Raw genomic sequence first — 17,852 nt, 5'->3', positions numbered from 1 at the left:
CGGTGTGCCCGCCTGCCGCGGTCCCCTTCGACGGGCCACGGCAGCCGGGCCGGGACTCAGGCGGCCGGCTGCGGGTTGCGCAGGCGGATGTGCAGCTCGCGCAGCTGCTTCTCGTCGACGGCGCTGGGCGCCTGCGTGAGCAGGTCCTGCGCGCGTTGCGTCTTGGGGAAGGCGATCACGTCGCGGATCGACTCGGCGCCGGTCATGAGCATGACCAAGCGGTCCAGGCCGATGGCGATGCCGCCGTGCGGGGGCGCGCCGTACTGCAGCGCGTCCAGCAGGTAGCCGAACTTGAGCTGCGCATCCTCGGCCGAGATCTTGAGGGCGCGGAACACCTTGCTCTGCACTTCCTCGCGGTGGATACGCACCGAGCCGCCACCCATCTCGATGCCGTTGAGCACCATGTCGTAGGCCTTGGCCAGGCACTTCTCGGGCGCCGTGTCCATCAGGTCCTCGTGGCCGTCCTTGGGGCTGGTGAACGGATGGTGCACCGCGCTCCAGCGCTGGTTGTCCTCGTCGAACTCGAACATCGGGAAGTCCACCACCCACAGCGGCGCCCAGCGGTCCTCGAACAGGCCGTTCTTGCGGCCGAAGGGGCTGTGGCCGATCTTCACGCGCAGCGCGCCGATGGCGTCGTTGACCACCTTCTCCTTGTCGGCGCCGAAGAAGATCAGGTCGCCGTTGCGCGCGCCGGTGCGGGCGATGATCTCGCCCAGGGCGTTGTCGTCCAGGTTCTTCACGATGGGGCTCTGCAGGCCCTCGCGGCCCAGCGACCAGTCGTTGACCTTGATGTAGGCCAGGCCCTTGGCGCCGTAGATCTTGACGAACTCGGTGTAGCCGTCGATGTCGCCGCGCGACAGGCCGCCCTCGGCCGCGCCGCCGCCTGGCACGCGCAGGGCCACCACGCGGCCGCCCACCATGTTGGCGGCGCCGGAGAAGACCTTGAACTCCACCCGCTTCATCACCTCGGTCAGCTCGGTGAACTCGAGCTTGACGCGCAGGTCGGGCTTGTCGGAGCCGTACTTGAACATCGCGTCGCCGTAGCTCATGACCGGGAACACACCCAGGTCGATGTCGGCCACGTTGCGAAAGACGTTGCGGATCATGCCTTCGAACATGTCGCGGATCTCGTCCTCGGTGAGGAAGGAGGTCTCGATGTCGATCTGCGTGAACTCGGGCTGGCGATCGGCGCGCAGGTCCTCGTCGCGGAAGCACTTGACGATCTGGTAGTAGCGGTCGTAGCCCGACACCATCAGCATCTGCTTGTAGAGCTGGGGCGACTGCGGCAGTGCATAGAAGGCGCCGTCGTGCACGCGGCTGGGCACCAGGTAGTCGCGCGCGCCTTCGGGCGTGGACTTGCCGAGCATCGGCGTCTCGATGTCGATGAAGCCGTTGGCGTCGAGGAACTTGCGCGCCTCCATCGTCACCTTGTAGCGCGTCATCATGTTCTTCTGCATCGCTGGGCGACGCAGGTCGAGCACGCGGTGCGTCAGGCGCGTGGTTTCCGACAGGTTGTCGTCGTCCAGCAGGAAGGGCGGCGTGACGGACGGGTTGAGCACCTTCAGCTCGTGGGCCAGCACCTCGATCTTGCCGCTCTTGAGGCCGTCGTTGGTGGTGCCTTCGGGCCGGGCGCGGACAAGGCCCTTGACCTGCACGCAGAACTCGTTGCGCAGGCCTTCGGCCGCGGCGAAGGTGGTGGCGCGGTCGGGGTCGCACACCACCTGCACGTAGCCTTCGCGGTCGCGCAGGTCGACGAAGATCACGCCGCCATGGTCACGGCGACGGTTGACCCAGCCGCACAGGGTGACGGTTTCGCCCATCAGGGCCTCGGTCACGAGACCGCAGTAGTGAGAACGCATGGCCATGCTTTGCTTCCTGCGTCCCGCGCGGGACGCCTTCTTGTGTGTGATGTCAGGATTGCCTGGTGGGCAGTGCGGCAGGGCCGCCCGGCACCACCACGCCCATCGAGACGATGTACTTCAGCGCCTCGTCGACGCTCATCTTCAGCTCGATGCAGTCGCTGCGCCGGAGCATGACGAAGTAGCCGCCCGTGGGGTTGGGCGTGGTGGGCACGTACACGCCCAGGTAGTCGCCGTGCAGGTGGTTGACCACGTCGCCGCCGGGCGCGCCGGTGACGAAGGCGATGGTCCACATGCCCTCGCGCGGCCACTGCACCAGCACCGCGGTGCGGAAGGCGTTGCCGCTTTCGGAGAACAGCGTGTCCGAAACCTGCTTGACGCTGGAGTAGATGGAGCGCACCACCGGAATGCGGCGCACCAGCGCATCGCCCCAGCCCAGCAGCCGCTTGCCGATGAAGTTGCTGGCCACGGCGCCGACCACCAGCAGGATGGCCAGCGTGAGCAGCACGCCCAGCCCACGGATGCGGTGGTCGGACAGCCAGACCTGCCACTGCTCGGGCAGCAGCCAGAGCGTCTGGTCCAGCGTGCCGACGATCCAGTTGAGCACGCCCAGGGTCACGGCCAGGGGCACGATGACCAGCAGGCCGGACAGGAGCCATTTGCGCAGGGCGAGCATGGTGCGACGACGTGCGAGGCGAGGGTCAGTCGGCCTTGGCGGCGGGCGCCGGGGCCGGTGCGGGCGCCGGCGAGGCTGCGGCCGGGGCGGCCGCCGGCGCGGGGGCCGCGGCATCGCCGCTCGCGGGGGCCGGTGCCGGCGCGTTGCCGCCGGACTTGCCGGTGTTGGCGCCGCCTTCGCGGAAATCGGTCACGTACCAGCCCGAGCCCTTGAGCTGGAAGCCGGCGGCGGTCAATTGCTTGCTGAACGAAGCCGCACCGCAGGAGGGGCAGACGGTGAGCGGCGCATCCGACATCTTCTGCAGCACATCCTTGGCGAAGCCGCAGGCGCTGCATTTGTAGGCGTAGATGGGCATGGGAAAAGGGGCTGGAAAGACGTGAAACGGGCGACCGGCGGCCGCCGCGCAAAGCCCGCGATTATAGGCGCCGGCCCCGGGCTTTCCCCAGCCATCGGCCGGCCGGGCGGCACCTGCGCGGCCTTACTCGCCGGCCAGCATCCGGTGCGGCATGCGCCGGTTGGCCACCCACTGCGGCAGCAGCGAGCCCACGACCATGCCCGCCGCCGAGGCCAGCACGCCCGCCAGCTGGGCCGGGAACACCTGGCCCCACGGCAGCGCCAGGCCCGCCAGCCAGACGCCGATGCCCAGCAGCACCGCCGCCACCGCGCCCTGCGTGGTGGCCCGGTTCCAGTACAGGCCGAAGACCAGCGGCACGAAGGCGCCCACCAGCGGCACCTGGTAGGCGCCGGACACCAGTTCGTAGATCGAGGTGCCCTGCATGCGGATGGCATAGGCCAGCACGGCCGCGCTGAACACCAGCACGGTGATGCGCATGGTGCGCAGGTTTTCCCGGTCCGTGCCCTGGGGGCGGAACTGGCGCCAGATGTTCTCGGTGAAGGTCACGCTGGGCGCCAGCAGCGTCGCCGAGGCCGTGGACTTGATGGCCGACAGCAGCGCGCCGAAGAAGAACACCTGCATGATGAAGGGCATCTTCTCCATCACCAGCGTGGGCAGCACCTTCTGCGGATCTTCCTTGAGCAGCGCGGTGGTCTGTTCAGGCATGATGATCAGCGCGCTGGCCACCAGGAACATGGGCACGGCCGCGAAGAGGATGTAGGCCACGCCCCCGATGACCGGGCCGCGCGTGGCGGCCTTCACGTTGTTGGCCGACATCACGCGCTGGAACACGTCCTGCTGCGGAATGGAGCCCAGCATCATCGTGATGGCCGCCGCAATGAAGAAGACGATGTCGTGCCACGTCGGCTCCGGCCAGAACTTGAAGAGCTCCTTGCTGGCCGCGAGGTCGATCACCTTGTCGGCGCCGCCGGCCATGTTGCCCGCGAAGACGGCGATGATCGACAGCCCCGCGACCAGGATGATCATCTGCACGAAGTCGGTGACCGCCACCGACCACATGCCGCCGAAGAGCGTGTACGCCAGGATGGAGAGGACGCCGATCACCATGCCCCAGGGCACGCTCACCGCGCCGCCGGACAGCAGGTTGAACACCAGGCCCAGCGCGGTGACCTGCGCCGACACCCAGCCCAGATAGCTCAGCATGATGATCAGCGAGCACACCACCTCGATGAAGCGGCCGTAGCGCTCGCGGTAGTAGTCGCTGATGGTCAGCAGCGTCATGCGGTAGAGCTTGCCGGCGAAGAACAGGCCGACCAGGATCAGGCAGGTGCCGGCGCCGAAGGGGTCCTCCACCACGCCGCCCAGGCCACCCTCGATGAACTTGGCCGGGATGCCCAGCACCGTCTCCGACCCGAACCAGGTGGCGAAGGTGGTGGTCACGATCATGAAGAGCGGCAGGTGCCGGCCGGCGATCGCGAAGTCGGTCGTGTTCTTCACCCGCCGGGCCGCATACAGGCCGATGCCGATGGTGACCAGCAGGTAGACGATGACCAGTGACAGCAGCACGGCAGGTTCTCCTCGAGGAAGGCTTGTTGTTGGAACCGGAAAGACGAAGGGGGGGAAGTCGCTCAGAGCCAGTGCAGCCGCGGCAGCACCTGCATGACCAGCACGCCCAATACAAAACCCGTGCCACCCCAGATCACGGCCTGCAGCAGCCGGTGGGTGCGCTTGTGGGCCGCCAGCAGCTCCTGCAGCTCGCGGCGGTCGTCGCCCGGACGCTGCGCCAGGTAGTCGTGCAGCAGGCGCGGCAGCTGCGGCAGCAGCTTGGCGTAGCGCGGGCCTTCGGCGCGCAGCTGCTCCCACAGCTTGCGCGGGCCGATCTGGTCGGCCATCCACTTCTCCAGGAAGGGCTTGGCGGTGGCCCACAGGTCCAGCTCGGGGTCGAGCTGGCGGCCCAGGCCTTCGATGTTGAGCAGCGTCTTCTGCAGCAGCACCAGCTGCGGCTGGATCTCGACGTGGAAGCGGCGCGAGGTCTGGAACAGGCGCATCAGCACCATGCCCAGCGAGATCTGCCGCAGCGGCCGGTCGAAGTAGGGCTCGCACACGGTGCGGATCGCGGCCTCCAGCTCGTCGATGCGCGTGCCGGGCGGCACCCAGCCGCTTTCCAGGTGCAGCTCGGCCACGCGCTTGTAGTCACGGCGGAAGAAGGCCGCGAAGTTCTGCGCCAGGTATTCCTTGTCAGACTCGGTGAGCGTGCCGACGATGCCGAAGTCCAGCGCGATGTAGCGGCCGAAGGTCTCCGGCGCCAGGCTCACCTGGATGTTGCCCGGGTGCATGTCGCCGTGGAAGAAGCCGTCGCGGAAGACCTGCGTGAAGAAGATGGTCACGCCGTCGCGCGCCAGCTTCTTGATGTCCACCCCCGCCGAGCGGATGCGGTCGAGCTGGGCGATGGGCACGCCCTTCATGCGCTCCATCACCATCACTTCGGGATGGCACCAGTCCCAGAACATCTCGGGGATCAGCAGCATGTCGAGCTTGGCCATGTTGCGGCGCAGTTGCGCGGCATTGGCCGCCTCGCGCACCAGGTCGAGCTCGTCGTGCAGGTACTTGTCGAACTCGGCCACCACCTGCCGCGGCTTGAGCCGCTTGCCGTCGGCGGACAGGCCCTCGACCCAGCCAGCCATCATGGCCATGAGCTCCAGGTCCTTGTCGATGACGGTGCGCATGCCCGGGCGCAGCACCTTGACCGCGACTTCGCGCAGGCTGCCGTCGGCCAGGCGCAGGGTGGCGAAATGCACCTGCGCGATGGAGGCGCTCGCCACCGGCGTGGTGTCGAACTGCTCGAAGATCTGGCCGATCGGCCGCCGGAAGGCGCGCTCGATGGTGGCCACCGCGATGGCCGAGTCGAAGGGCGGCACGCGGTCCTGCAGCCAGGCCAGTTCGTCGGCGATGTCGGGCGGCAGCAGGTCGCGGCGCGTGGACAGCACCTGGCCGAACTTGACGAAGATCGGGCCCAGGCTTTCCAGCGCCTCGCGCAGCCGCTGGCCGCGCGGCGCCTCCAGGCGGCGGCCCAGCGTCAGGATGCGCGCCAGCCGGCGCAGCAGCGGGTTGTGGAAGCTGGTGAGGACGAGTTCGTCCAGGCCGTAGCGCAGTGCGACCCAGACGATGAAGAAGCCGCGGGCGATGCGCCTCATTCGGCGCTGCCGCCGGACGCGCGCGGCCGCGCAGCGCGGTCCACGAACTGGCGCAGCGCGCCCGCCACCTTGCGGGCGGCGCTGCCCACGGCATGGGCCGGCGCGTCGCCGATCAGCCGGGCCAGGTCGTCCTCGACGTCCCAGCGCACATGGTCGACCAGCCAGTTGACCTCGGCGGCGAGCTGAACGTCGCCCTCGATCTCGACCTTGGGCTTGTCGCCGCGCAGTTGCGCACCGGCGAGCGCGAAGGGGGAGGTTTCGGCGATGGTCAGCGTCAGGTCGGGCAGGGCCGCATCGGGCGCCAGATCGAGCAGCCCTGCCGGCGTGGCGACAAGGCGCATGTGCATCGTGCGCCAGCGGAAGAGCACCACCCGCCCCTTCTGACGCGCCAGGCGGTCCTGCGCCTCGGGCTCCTGCTGCAGCACGTGGTTCAGGAAGAGCACGGCGCGGTGCTGGACCTCGTGGACGGCCCAGGCGGGCGGCTGCAGGCGCTCGCCGATGCGTGCGAACAGCGATTCCACAAAAGCAAATGGGGACGATGGTGTGACCATGTCCCCATTATCTGGTGGCGGGCCGCTGCGACGGCAGAAACCCGCGCCCGTCCGACGGGCCGATGCGCCTTATTGGAGCGCCTGCACCCCGGCCACGAGCCAGCCGCCGCCCTGCGCCGGCTTGCTCATGTTCCAGACCTCCCGGAAGGGGCTGGGGCCGGCAGAATCGTCCTCGCGGATCATGCCGGAGAACTCCACGCTCGCCAGGTACATGTCGGCGCTCTCCTCGATGCCCAGCAGCTTGGCGTCGAGCATCACCACTTCCGTCTTGTTGGGACGGCCGCCGGAGCTGCGCTCACGCTCCTCCAGCTGGGTGCGGATTTCCTCGACCATGCTGTCGGTCATCATCGAACGCAGCGCCGGAATGTCCGCGCGGTCCCAGGCATGCTGCAGCGTCACGAAATTGCGCTTGGCCGCGGCCAGGAAGCCTTCCGTGTCGAAGCCGGCCGGCACACCCCAGCCCTGGGCGCCCTGCAGCGCCGAGCCGATGCTCACACCCGCAGCGCCCGCCAGCGTGGACGACGAAGCGCCGCCCGTGCTGCCCGCCGCCGAGCCATCGAAGGCGGCCTGCTGCCGTTCCCACGGCCGCGCCGACGCATCGTTGCCCACGTTGCTGGGGCTGTAGCTGCGCGGCATGTCGGGCGTTCCACCCGCACCGGCGCCCTGCATGGCCAGCTGGCCGGCGCCACCGCGCGAGCGGTTGCTCAGCACGCGCCAGATCACCACGGCCGCGAGCACCAGCAACGCGATCAGCAGGAAGTTGCCGAAGGCAGCGCCGAGGCCCAGCGAGTTGGCGAGCCACGCCAGACCCAGGCCGGCAGCGATGCCGCCGAGGATGCCGGCCCAGGGCCGCTTGGGGGCCGCCGCGGCGGCCGGCGTGCCGGGCTTGGCCGCGGGCGCCGCATTGGTCGCGTTCTGGGTCGGGGCGCCCGGCGCGGCCGGCGGCGCAGCCTCGCGCTGCGTCACGTTGTTGGACTGCCGCCCCATCGACTTGCCCCCGCCGAGCCGCTTGGCATCGGCGTCGAGGCTCACCACGGCCATCGACGCGCAGACCAGCAGCACGGCCCACAGATTTCGTTTCATCGTCCTGTCTCCTTACGGATGCGAAACATCGGTTTCAGATCAACTCGTTCTTGTCTTGTTGTGTGAATAGCGAGCGCGCTACTCCCCTTGTGCCTGTCGCCCGTCACCGTGCCGGTGGGGCTTCCCTCAGCATTTGATTCCAACATGCAGGGCGACCACGCCCCCCGTCATGTTGTGATAGTCCACATGTCCGAAACCGCCCTCTTTCATGAGGGTCTTGAGCGACTCCTGGTCCGGATGCATCCGGATGGATTCGGCCAGGTAGCGGTAGCTGGCGTCGTCGCCCGCCACGGCCTTGCCCAGGCGCGGCAGCACGTTGAAGGAATACCAGTCATAGGCCTTGCGCAGCGGCTGGGCCACCTGCGAGAACTCCAGCACCAGCAGCTTGCCGCGCGGACGCAGCACGCGGTTCATTTCCTTGAGCGCCGCGTCCTTGTGCGTCATGTTGCGCAGGCCGAAGGCCACGGTCACGACGTCGAAATGGTTGTCCGGAAAGGGCAGCTTCTCCGCATCGCAGACCGTGGTGGGCAGCACCACGCCGGCGTCGAGCAGACGCTCGCGGCCGGTGCGCAGCATGGCCTCGTTGATGTCGGTGTGCACCACCTGGCCGCTGCGGCCGACCTTCTTGGCAAAGGCCAGCGCGAGGTCGCCGGTGCCGCCGGCGATGTCCAGCACCTTCGAGCCTTCGCGCACGTTCGCGACCATCACCGTGTACGCCTTCCATGCCCGGTGCAGACCCATGGACATGAGGTCGTTCATCAGGTCGTAGCGCGGGGCCACGGAATCGAACACGCCGCGCACGCGGCGCGCCTTGTCGCTTTCGTCGACGGTCTCGAAACCGAAGTGGGTGGAACTCATGGGTCCGATGTTAGGCGGATCGCCCGGCCTTCCGGCCGACGACCCTTGACAGGCGCCGGACATTCGCGCAAAGCGCGAAGCGCCGAACGCTCAGGAAGGACTGCAGGTGGACGGGCCCGACCTGGGCATGGGCGCATCGCGGTCGGCGCCGGCCTCGGCCAGGCGGCGCTCGTACTCGGCCCAGTGCTCGGCCTGGCGCGCGCCGATGTCGTAGAGCAGGTCCCACGAGTAGATGCCGCTCTCGTGTCCGTCGCTGAAGAGCGGCTGCACGGCATAGTGGCCCACCTGCTGCAGGTCGACGATCTCGACCTCGCGCTTGCCGGTTTGCAGGATCTCCTGGCCGGGGCCATGGCCCCGCACTTCGGCCGAAGGCGAGCAGATGCGCAGCAGCTCGTAGGGAATGCGGAACACCGCACCATCGGAAAAGCCCACTTCCAGCACGCGCGATTGCGTGTGCAGCGTGATGGATTCGGGCGTCGGTGCGCCGGGCGTCAAGCCTGCCATGCGGAGGATTCCTTGCTCAAGATCAACGGCGCGCGAGCGCGGCCGTCATGGCCGCCTCCGCCGCGGGCAGGCGGGCCTGCACGTCCTGCTCGCGCGCCATGTCGCGCGGGCGGCGCGCCTCGGCCCACACGGGCGAGGGAAAGTGGCTGTCCCAGTCGAAGCGCGCGATCACGTGCCAGTGCAGGTGCGGCACCATGTTGCCGAGCGTGGCCACGTTCATCTTGGCGGGCGCCAGCGCATCGCGCAGCGCACGTTCCACGGCCACCACCACGCGCATGCATTCGGCACGGTTGTCGTCGGACAGGTCGGAGAACTCGGCCACGTGCGCCGCCCAGACCACGCGGTAGAAGGCCGGAAAGCCCGCCTCCTGCGCATGGATCACGCGCCACTGCGCGCCCTGGGCGACCACACGGCCGCCAGGCGCGTCGCACAGCGGGCAGCCTGCGGCCGTGCTCACACCAGCACCCGCTCGATGCCGCCGGCATTGGCGGCCGAGACGTACTCGGGCATCCAGTTCTCACCCAGGATGCGGCGCGCCATCTCGACCACGATGTAGTCGGCTTCGAGCAGGCCGTTGTTCAGGTCATTGCCGTAGCGCGACAGGCCCTGCAGGCAGCTGGGGCAGCTGGTGAGGATCTTCACGTCGCCCTGCGCCGGCAGCGCATGGGTGGCGCGCAGCGCGGCCTCGCCCTTCTTCAGCTCCTCTTCCTTGCGGAAGCGGATCTGCGTGGAAATGTCGGGCCGCGTCACGCCCAGCGTGCCCGACTCGCCGCAGCAGCGGTCGCTCTTGAGCACCTGATCGCCCACCAGCGACTTGACCGTCTTCATGGGGTCCTGCAGCTTCATGGGCGTGTGGCAGGGGTCGTGGTAGAGGTAGGCGGCGGCGTTGGCCTCCAGCTTGATGCCCTTCTCCAGCAGGTACTCGTGGATGTCGATGATGCGGCAGCCGGGGAATATCTTGTCGAACTGGTAGCCCTGCAGCTGGTCGTAGCAGGTGCCGCAGCTCACCACGACGGTCTTGATGTCCAGGTAGTTGAGCGTGTTGGCCACGCGGTGGAACAGCACCCGGTTGTCCGTGATCATCTGCTCGGCCTTGTCGAACTGGCCCGAGCCGCGTTGCGGATAGCCGCAGCACAGGTAGCCCGGCGGCAGCACCGTCTGCACGCCCGCGTGCCACAGCATGGCCTGCGTCGCCAGGCCCACCTGGGAGAACAGCCGCTCCGAGCCGCAGCCCGGGAAGTAGAAGACCGCCTCGGTCTCCGGCGTCGTGGCCTGCGGGTTGCGGATGATGGGGACGTAGTCGGCGTCCTCGATGTCCAGCAGGGCGCGCGCCGTCTTCTTGGGCAGGCCGCCCGGCATCTTCTTGTTGACGAAGTGGATGACCTGTTCCTTGACCGGCGCCGCGCCCAGGCTGGCGGGCGGGTGCGCGGTCTGCTTCTTGGCGGCGGGGCGCAGCAGGTCGTTGGCCAGGCGCTGGGCCTTGAAGCCGACTTCCACCATGCCGGTGCGCATGGCCTTGATGGTCGACGGATTGGTCGCGTTGAGGAAGAACATGGCCGCCGCGTTGCCGGGGCGGAAGCTCTTCTGGCCCATCTTGCGCAGCAGGTTGCGCATGTTCATCGACACGTCGCCGAAGTCGATCTTCACCGGGCAGGGCGTCAGGCACTTGTGGCACACGGTGCAGTGGTCGGCCACGTCCTCGAACTCCTGCCAGTGCTGGATCGACACGCCACGGCGGGTCTGCTCCTCGTACAGGAAGGCTTCCACCAGCAGCGACGTGGCGAGGATCTTGTTGCGCGGGCTGTAGAGCAGGTTCGCGCGCGGCACATGGGTGGCGCACACCGGCTTGCACTTGCCGCAGCGCAGGCAGTCCTTGACCGAATCGGCGATGGCGCCGATGTCGGACTGCTGCATGATGATCGACTCGTGCCCCATCAGCCCGAAGCTGGGCGTGTAGGCGTTGGTGAGGTCCGCATGGCGGGCATCGGCCGGCGCCGCATCGCCGCGCAGCAGCTTGCCCTTGTTGAAACGGCCTTCCGGATCGACCTGCTGCTTGTACCGCGCGAAGGGCGCCAGCTCCTCGTCCGACAGGAACTCCAGCTTGGTGATGCCGATGCCGTGCTCGCCCGAGATCACGCCGTCCAGGCTGCGGGCGAGCTTCATGATGCGCTCCACGGCCTCGTGGGCCGTCTGCAGCATCTCGTAGTCGTCGCTGTTGACGGGGATGTTGGTGTGCACGTTGCCGTCGCCGGCATGCATGTGCAGCGCCACCCACACGCGGCCCTTGAGCACGCGCTTGTGGACGGCCTCGCACTCGGCCAGGATGGGCGCAAATTCGCTGCCGCCGAAGATCTTGGCCAGCGGTGCGCGGATCTCGGTCTTCCAGCTGGCGCGCAGCGTATGGTCCTGCAGCTGCGGGAACAACGCGTCGGCGTCGCCCAGCCAACTCTGCCAGCGGCCGCGCACCTCGCGCACCAGCGCCACGGCCTGCTGCACGCGGCCTTCCAGCAGTTCGGCCGCCGGAATCTCGTGCGCATCGTCGCTCTTGCCCAGCGGCAGATTGCCGCGCGCTAGGAAGGCCTCCAGCTCGTGCGTGAGCCGGATCTTGTTGCGCAGCGACAGCTCGATGTTGATGCGCTCGATGCCGTCGGTGTACTCGGCCATCCGCGGCAACGGGATCACCACGTCCTCGTTGATCTTGAAGGCGTTGGTGTGGCGGCTGATGGCGGCGGTGCGCTTGCGGTCCAGCCAGAACTTCTTGCGCGCCTCGGGGCTGATGGCGATGAAGCCTTCGCCCGAGCGCGAGTTGGCGATGCGCACCACCTCGCTGGTGACGCGGGCCACGGCGTCGGCATCGTCGCCGCTGATGTCGCCGAAGAGCACCATCTTGGGCAGGCCGCCGCCGTGCTTCTTGCTCTTGGTGGCGTAGCCCACGGCCTTGAGGTAGCGGTCGTCCAGATGCTCCAGGCCGGCCAGCAGGACGCCACTGCGCTTCTGCTCCGCGAACATGAAGTCCTTGATCTCGACGATCGAGGGCACGGCGTCCTTGGCATTGCCGAAGAACTCCAGGCAGACGGTGCGGGTGTGCGCCGGCATGCGGTGCACCACCCAGCGGCAGCTGGTGATCAGGCCGTCGCAGCCCTCCTTCTGGATGCCGGGCAGGCCGGCCAGGAACTTGTCGGTGACGTCCTTGCCCAGGCCTTCCTTGCGGAAGGTGCGGCCGGGGATCTCCAGCCGCTCGGTGCGCAGCGGCGTGCGGCCATCGGCGGCGAAGTATTGCAGCTCGAAGACGGCGCGCTCGGCGTCGTGGATCTTGCCCAGGTTGTGGTCCAGCCGGGTGACTTCCAGCCACTCGGCCTGCGGCGTCACCATGCGCCAGGAGGCCAGGTTGTCCAGCGCCGTGCCCCACAGCACGGCCTTCTTGCCGCCGGCGTTCATGGCCACGTTGCCACCCACGCAGGAGGCCTCGGCCGAGGTCGGGTCGACCGCGAAGACGAAGCCCGCCCGCTCGGCCGCATCGGCCACGCGCTGCGTGACCACGCCGGCCTCGGTCCAGATGGTGGGCACCGGCCCGTCCACGCCGGGCAGGCTCCGCATCTCGACCTCGGTCATGGCCTCGAGCTTCTCGGTGTTGATCACCACGCTCTTCCAGGTCAGCGGAATGGCGCCGCCGGTGTAGCCGGTGCCGCCGCCGCGCGGGATGATGGTCAGGCCGAGTTCGATGCAGGCGGCCACCAGCGCGGCCATCTCGGCCTCGGTGTCGGGCACCAGCACGACGAAGGGATATTCGACCCGCCAGTCGGTGGCGTCGGTCACGTGGGCCACGCGCGAGAGGCCGTCGAACTTGATGTTGTCGCGCGCGGTGCACCGGCGCAGCACGCGCTGGGCCTTCTGGCGCAGGGCGGCGAGTTCGTCGAAGTGGGCCGAGAAGCCGTCGATGGCCTGGCGCACCAGCGTCAGGAGCTCGCCGACCAGGGCATCGCGCTGGGCATCGTCCTGCGGCGTGCGGCGGCGCTGCACCTCGGCCAGGCGGTGGCGCAGGGCCTCGACCAGCTGGCCGCGGCGGCGCGGATTGTCCAGCAGGTCGTCGACCAGGTAGGGATTGCGCTGCACCACCCAGATGTCGCCCAGCACCTCGTACAGCATGCGCGCGGAGCGGCCCGTGCGGCGCTCGTCGCGCAGGCTCTGCAGCAGCTCCCAGGCCCGGCTGCCGAGCAGGCGGATCACGATCTCGCGATCGGAGAAGCTGGTGTAGTTGTACGGAATCTCGCGCAGACGCGCCGGCTCGGCGGCCTGCGACAGCAGCGCATCGAGCGCGGTCGGGGCATTCATCGGGGGAAGGCGCCACGGCAGGGCGCCTCGCGCCCTTGAACCGGGGGGCGGATTTTAGTCGGCGAGGCCGGAGCTACCGGGGAGCCGGGTCATCCTGACCGGCCCCTGCGCCGCGCTCCTCGTCGCACAGGGCCTGCGCAAGCAAGGACTCGATGCGCGCCAGGCGTTCCGGCTTCAGCCCCTGCAATTGCGCAAGCGCGATGCGCCGCTCCCTGAGCAGCCACACGAACAGCAGCTCCAGCCGAGGATAGCCGTAGTCGTACTTGTCGCTGATCTCCCGCCGCCTGCGAGAGAGCAGTTCCTGCAAGTCCCACAGCTCATCGGGCGTGGACAGGGTCGCCGCCGTTTCCCGGACCTGCGCGATCAGCTCGGCGAGTTCGGATTGCAGCGCCGCGTCGAAGACGCTCCGCGCGATCTTCTTTTCCGTGGGGGACCAAGAACTGCCGTGCAACATGTGATCACCATAATCGGGTTTGCACCGCGCGCTCAACTTCGTGTGCTCCACGCGGCGCATCACGCACCGTCGGGGCGTTCATTGGAGAGGGAAGCCATGGCAGGCGCGTCGTGCGGTTGAACCAGGGGGCATTGCGGTCGCCGCTCTACCCCGGCGCCCTCGCGGGGCCACTGAAGGTTGGCAGCGCCGGCCGCGCAGCTAGACGGTGATCTCGATCCGATTGCCCTCCGGATCGAGCACGACGCTTTCGTAGTAGCCGTCTCCCGTACGCCGCGGGCCATCGAGCAACGGCGAGCCACGACGCTGTAGCTCCCGGGTCAGCGCGTCGACCCGGGCCTCGCTGCCCACGGCGATCGCCAGATGGGTAAGCCCCATGCGCTGGCTGCCAGGTGCGGATGCGATGGGCGCGAGGGTGGTCGTGGTCATGAACTCGATGCGCGCGCCGTCTTCGAAGACCACGAAGCGGGACGCGAATCCCTTCGTGAGGTTCTGGTACAGCGGCCCAGGCTGTCCGCCGAAGGCCTCCGAATAGAAGGCGCACATGGCGTCCAGGTCGTTCACCCAAAGGGCGACGTGATCGATGCGTGGCATGAGACTGGAGAAGGAAGCGACGGTTGCGGGCAACGGATTTTCAAGCCCTGTCGTCGTCCGCGAACACCGCACCGCGGGCGGCGAGCAGTTCGCGCAGGACCGAGCGATGGCACCGGCCCTCATGCTCGCAATAGCAGCCCACGGACAGGTTGGCGTCGCGCGACAGGACGGCCAGCAGGTCGAGCGACTGCTGGGCCTCCGGCGTGTTCAGCTCCGCCTTGAATTTACGGACGAAGGCGGACCATTGCTGCGGCGTCTCGGCTTCGCGCCCCTGCTTCATCGTGTCGGCCGAGGGCGCCAGGACGGGGAACCAGACGTCGTACCAGTTGCCCGACGCAAAGGCCGCCTTGGGCACACCGCGAGGCGGGCGGCGGACGGTCCCGATGCGCGTGCCTTCGTCGGCGGCACGCGGCGATCCCAACTGAACGACTCGAAGCGGCATGGACGCTCCCGGCAATGACAAGGGGCGCCATCGTACGGCCACCCGCGGCAGACAGGCTGGACATCAGCCGCGGCTTTGGCACCGTGGCAAACGGGTCCCGAGAGGCCCGGGAGCTCACGCCAGCGCAAGCCGCGAAGCCGTGACTAGAACAGCACCCGGCTCTTGATCGTCCCCGGCACCTTGGCCAGCGCCTCGTGCGCCACGTCGGAGGAGGCGGCATCCACGTCGGTCACCACGTAGCCGACCTTGTCGTTGGTCTGCAGGTACTGGGCCGCGATGTTGATGCGGTGGTCGGCAAACACCTGGTTCACGGCCGACAGCACGCCCGGCACGTTGCGGTGGATGTGCAGCAGCCGGTGCTTGCCCGGGTGGGCCGGCAGCGCCACCTCGGGGAAGTTGACCGAGCGCGTGGTGGTGCCGTTGTCGCTGTAGCGCACCAGCTTCTCGGCCACCTCGACGCCGATGTTGGCCTGCGCCTCCATGGTCGAGCCGCCGATGTGCGGCGTGAGGATCACGTTGTCCAGCCCGCGCAGCGGCGACAGGAATTCGTCCTTGTTGCTCTTGGGTTCCTTGGGAAAGACGTCGATGGCGGCGCCCAGCAGCCGGCGCTCGCGCAGGGCGGCGGCCAGCGCCTCGATGACCACCACCGTGCCGCGCGAGGCATTGATGAGGATGGCGCCGGGCTTCATGGCCGCGATCTCGGCCTCGCCCATCATCCATTGCGTGGACGGCAGCTCGGGCACGTGCAGGCTCACGATGTCGGCCTGGCCCAGCAGCTCGTTCAGGCTGCGAGCCTGGCGCGCATTGCCCAGCGGCAGCTTGGCCACCACGTCGTGGAAGACCACGTGCATGCCCAGCGCCTCGGCCAGCACCGACAGCTGGGCGCCGATGGAGCCGTAGCCCACGATGCCCAGCGTCTTGCCGCGGATCTCGAAGGCGTTCTCGGCCGTCTTGAGCCAGCCGCCACGGTGGGCGGCGGCGTTCTTCTCGGGCACGCCGCGCAGCAGCAGGATGGCCTCGGCCAGCACCAGTTCGGCCACCGAACGGGTGTTGGAATACGGCGCGTTGAACGCGGCCACGCCATGCTCGCGCGCCGCATCCAGGTCGATCTGGTTGGTGCCGATGCAGAAGGCACCCACGGCCACCAGCTTGGGTGCGGCAGCGAACACCTCGGCCGTGAGCTGTGTGCGCGAACGGATGCCCAGGAAGTGCACGTCGGCCAGGCGGGCCTTGAGTTCCTCACCCTCCAGCGCGCCGGGCAGCACCTCCACCTGGGTGTAGCCGGAGGCCTGCAGCAGTTCGACCGCCGAGGGATGGATGCCCTCCAGCAACAGGAACTTGATCTTGCCCTTGTCCAGCGAGGTGGTCTTGGTCATGCCCGGCATCAACACGGTTGTCAAAACGCTCGAGTATGGTTCAAGCGTGCTGCGCTGCCGCAGTCGGCAGCCCTGCGGCCCTGGCCGTGAAAAGGGTTTCCCCGCTTGAGCCGGGACCGCACGCCATGCGACAACCCGCCGTCATGCTGTCACATGACAGCCATAGTCTTTTCATCTTTGTCATCGTTCGCAGACACAGGAGTCTTCATGCGATTCACGCAACTTGCTGCAGCCGCCACCGTGGCCGTCATGGCCGCCGTCCCGGCGCATGCACAGACCGAGATCCAGTGGTGGCACGCCATGAGCGGCCCGCTGGGTGAGTGGGTCAACGACCTCGCCAAGCAGTACAACGAGAGTCAAAAGGACTACAAGGTGGTGCCCACCTTCAAGGGCACCTACGACGAGTCGATGACGGCGGCCATCGCCGCCTTCCGCTCGGGCAACGCGCCGCACATCCTGCAGGTGTTCGAAGTGGGCACGGCCACGATGATGGCCTCCAAGGCCGCCATCAAGCCGGTGGCCGAGGTGATGAAGGAAAGCGGCGTCAGCTTCGACCCCAAGGCCTACATCCCCGCCGTGGCCGGCTACTACACGGCCCCCAACGGCCAGATGCTGAGCCTGCCCTTCAACAGCTCGACGACGATCTTCTACTACAACAAGGACGCTTTCAAGGCAGCCGGCCTGGACCCCGAGAAGGCGCCCAAGACCTGGCCCGAGGTCGTCGCCGCCGCCGCCAAGCTCAAGGCCAGCGGCCACCAGTGCCCCTTCACCACCAGCTGGATCAGCTGGACGCAGCTGGAGAGCTTCTCGACCTGGCACAACACCCTGTTCGCGACGCGCAACAACGGCTTCGGCGGCACCGATGCGCGCCTGGCCTTCAACGCGCCGCTGCACGTGCGCCACTTCGAGAACCTGGCCAACATGGCCAAGCAGGGCCTGTTCGTCTACAAGGGCCGCGGCAACGTGCCGGACGCCGCCTTCCCGGCCGGCGAGTGCGCCATGATGACCGCCTCGTCCGGCCTGTACGCCCGCGTGGCCAAGGACGCCAAGTTCGCCTACGGCATTTCCACCCTGCCCTACTACCCCGACGTGGAAGGCGCGCCGCAGAACACCGTGATCGGCGGCGCCAGCCTGTGGGTCATGGCGGGCCGCAAGCCGGCCGAGTACAAGGGCGTGGCGGACTTCTTCAAGTTCCTGTCCCGCGCGGACGTGCAGTCGGCCAGCCACAAGCGCACCGGCTACCTGCCCATCACCCTGGCCGCCTACGAGCTGACGGAGAAGTCGGGCTTCTACAAGGAGAAGCCGGGCACCGACGTGGCCGTGACGCAGATGATCCGCAAGACCACCGACAAGTCGCGCGGCATCCGCCTGGGCAACTTCGTGCAGATCCGCACCATCATCGACGAAGAGACCGAGCAGATCTGGTCGGGCAAGAAGAGCGCCAAGGAAGCCCTGGACGCCGCCGTGCAGCGCGGCAACGAGCAGCTGGAGCGCTTCCAGAAGGCCACGCGCAGCTGACCCGCGCGCCTTTCGCTGTCGCATGCGCGACCCTTCGCATCCCTGCCGGACGGGGGTAC

At 68.3% G+C, this 17,852-nt stretch carries 16 protein-coding genes; 1 reads left to right on the top strand and 15 read right to left on the bottom strand.

Going from position 1 to position 17,852, the window contains the following annotated elements; all coding sequences use genetic code 11:
- Positions 1–56 precede the first annotated feature (56 nt).
- The 15 genes from aspS to serA all read right to left on the bottom strand — a co-directional run bounded on the left by aspS (position 57) and on the right by serA (position 16,275).
- The gene (aspS, locus tag NS331_RS12205; protein WP_058642261.1) at positions 57–1,865 is read right to left on the bottom strand and encodes an aspartate--tRNA ligase; all 1,809 of its coding nucleotides are present in this window, start codon (positions 1,863–1,865) and stop codon (positions 57–59) included.
- Positions 1,866–1,911: 46 nt separating this feature from the next.
- On the bottom strand, positions 1,912–2,535 hold the full coding sequence (locus NS331_RS12200) for a DUF502 domain-containing protein (RefSeq protein ID WP_058642260.1): 624 nt from the start codon (positions 2,533–2,535) through the stop codon (positions 1,912–1,914).
- A gap of 25 nt (positions 2,536–2,560) precedes the next feature.
- Positions 2,561–2,890: an FmdB family zinc ribbon protein gene (locus NS331_RS12195; RefSeq protein ID WP_058642259.1), complete on the bottom strand. Its 330-nt coding sequence runs from the start codon at positions 2,888–2,890 to the stop codon at positions 2,561–2,563.
- Positions 2,891–3,013: 123 nt separating this feature from the next.
- Positions 3,014–4,456: a high affinity choline transporter 1 gene (locus tag NS331_RS12190; protein ID WP_058642258.1), complete on the bottom strand. Its 1,443-nt coding sequence runs from the start codon at positions 4,454–4,456 to the stop codon at positions 3,014–3,016.
- Positions 4,457–4,518: 62 nt separating this feature from the next.
- A complete protein-coding gene (ubiB, locus tag NS331_RS12185; RefSeq protein ID WP_058642257.1) occupies positions 4,519–6,084 on the bottom strand; it encodes a ubiquinone biosynthesis regulatory protein kinase UbiB in 1,566 nt (521 codons plus the stop codon).
- Positions 6,081–6,635: a ubiquinone biosynthesis accessory factor UbiJ gene (locus NS331_RS12180; RefSeq protein ID WP_058642256.1), complete on the bottom strand. Its 555-nt coding sequence runs from the start codon at positions 6,633–6,635 to the stop codon at positions 6,081–6,083. The genes ubiB and NS331_RS12180 overlap by 4 nt, the downstream gene beginning before the upstream one ends.
- 69 nt (positions 6,636–6,704) lie before the next feature.
- A complete protein-coding gene (locus tag NS331_RS12175; protein WP_058642255.1) occupies positions 6,705–7,718 on the bottom strand; it encodes a Tim44 domain-containing protein in 1,014 nt (337 codons plus the stop codon).
- Positions 7,719–7,844: 126 nt separating this feature from the next.
- A complete protein-coding gene (ubiE, locus tag NS331_RS12170; RefSeq protein WP_017761574.1) occupies positions 7,845–8,576 on the bottom strand; it encodes a bifunctional demethylmenaquinone methyltransferase/2-methoxy-6-polyprenyl-1,4-benzoquinol methylase UbiE in 732 nt (243 codons plus the stop codon).
- 90 nt (positions 8,577–8,666) lie between these two features.
- Positions 8,667–9,080: a gamma-butyrobetaine hydroxylase family protein gene (locus NS331_RS12165; protein WP_058642254.1), complete on the bottom strand. Its 414-nt coding sequence runs from the start codon at positions 9,078–9,080 to the stop codon at positions 8,667–8,669.
- A gap of 22 nt (positions 9,081–9,102) precedes the next feature.
- Positions 9,103–9,537, bottom strand: a complete 435-nt coding sequence (locus tag NS331_RS12160) for an HIT family protein (protein ID WP_058642253.1) — start codon at positions 9,535–9,537, stop codon at positions 9,103–9,105.
- On the bottom strand, positions 9,534–13,412 hold the full coding sequence (locus tag NS331_RS12155) for a DUF3683 domain-containing protein (RefSeq protein ID WP_058642252.1): 3,879 nt from the start codon (positions 13,410–13,412) through the stop codon (positions 9,534–9,536). Before NS331_RS12155 ends, NS331_RS12160 begins: the two co-directional genes overlap by 4 nt.
- Positions 13,413–13,485: 73 nt before the next feature.
- Positions 13,486–13,866, bottom strand: a complete 381-nt coding sequence (gene frp, locus NS331_RS12150) for a fluorescence recovery protein (protein WP_153012831.1) — start codon at positions 13,864–13,866, stop codon at positions 13,486–13,488.
- Positions 13,867–14,064: 198 nt separating this feature from the next.
- On the bottom strand, positions 14,065–14,457 hold the full coding sequence (locus NS331_RS12145) for a VOC family protein (protein WP_058642282.1): 393 nt from the start codon (positions 14,455–14,457) through the stop codon (positions 14,065–14,067).
- 40 nt (positions 14,458–14,497) lie between these two features.
- Positions 14,498–14,899 (bottom strand): DUF488 domain-containing protein, encoded by a 402-nt coding sequence (locus NS331_RS12140; RefSeq protein ID WP_058642250.1) that lies wholly within the window; start codon positions 14,897–14,899, stop codon positions 14,498–14,500.
- Positions 14,900–15,042: 143 nt separating this feature from the next.
- Positions 15,043–16,275 carry a phosphoglycerate dehydrogenase gene (serA, locus tag NS331_RS12135; RefSeq protein ID WP_058642281.1) on the bottom strand — a complete coding sequence of 411 codons (1,233 nt, stop codon included), beginning with the start codon at positions 16,273–16,275 and terminating at the stop codon, positions 15,043–15,045.
- 207 nt (positions 16,276–16,482) lie between these two features.
- On the opposite strand from serA, the gene ugpB reads away from it, so the two are divergent.
- Positions 16,483–17,793, top strand: coding sequence for a sn-glycerol-3-phosphate ABC transporter substrate-binding protein UgpB (gene ugpB / locus NS331_RS12130; protein WP_058642249.1), 1,311 nt, complete (start codon positions 16,483–16,485; stop codon positions 17,791–17,793).
- The last annotated feature ends 59 nt before the right edge of the window (positions 17,794–17,852 follow it).

This window comes from Pseudacidovorax intermedius (assembly GCF_001476815.1).
In the GTDB taxonomy this organism is placed as follows: Bacteria; Pseudomonadota; Gammaproteobacteria; order Burkholderiales; family Burkholderiaceae_C; genus Xenophilus; species Xenophilus intermedius_A.
The sequence above is the reverse complement of the archived record's forward strand: the minus strand, read 5'-3'. Positions and strand labels throughout refer to the sequence as shown.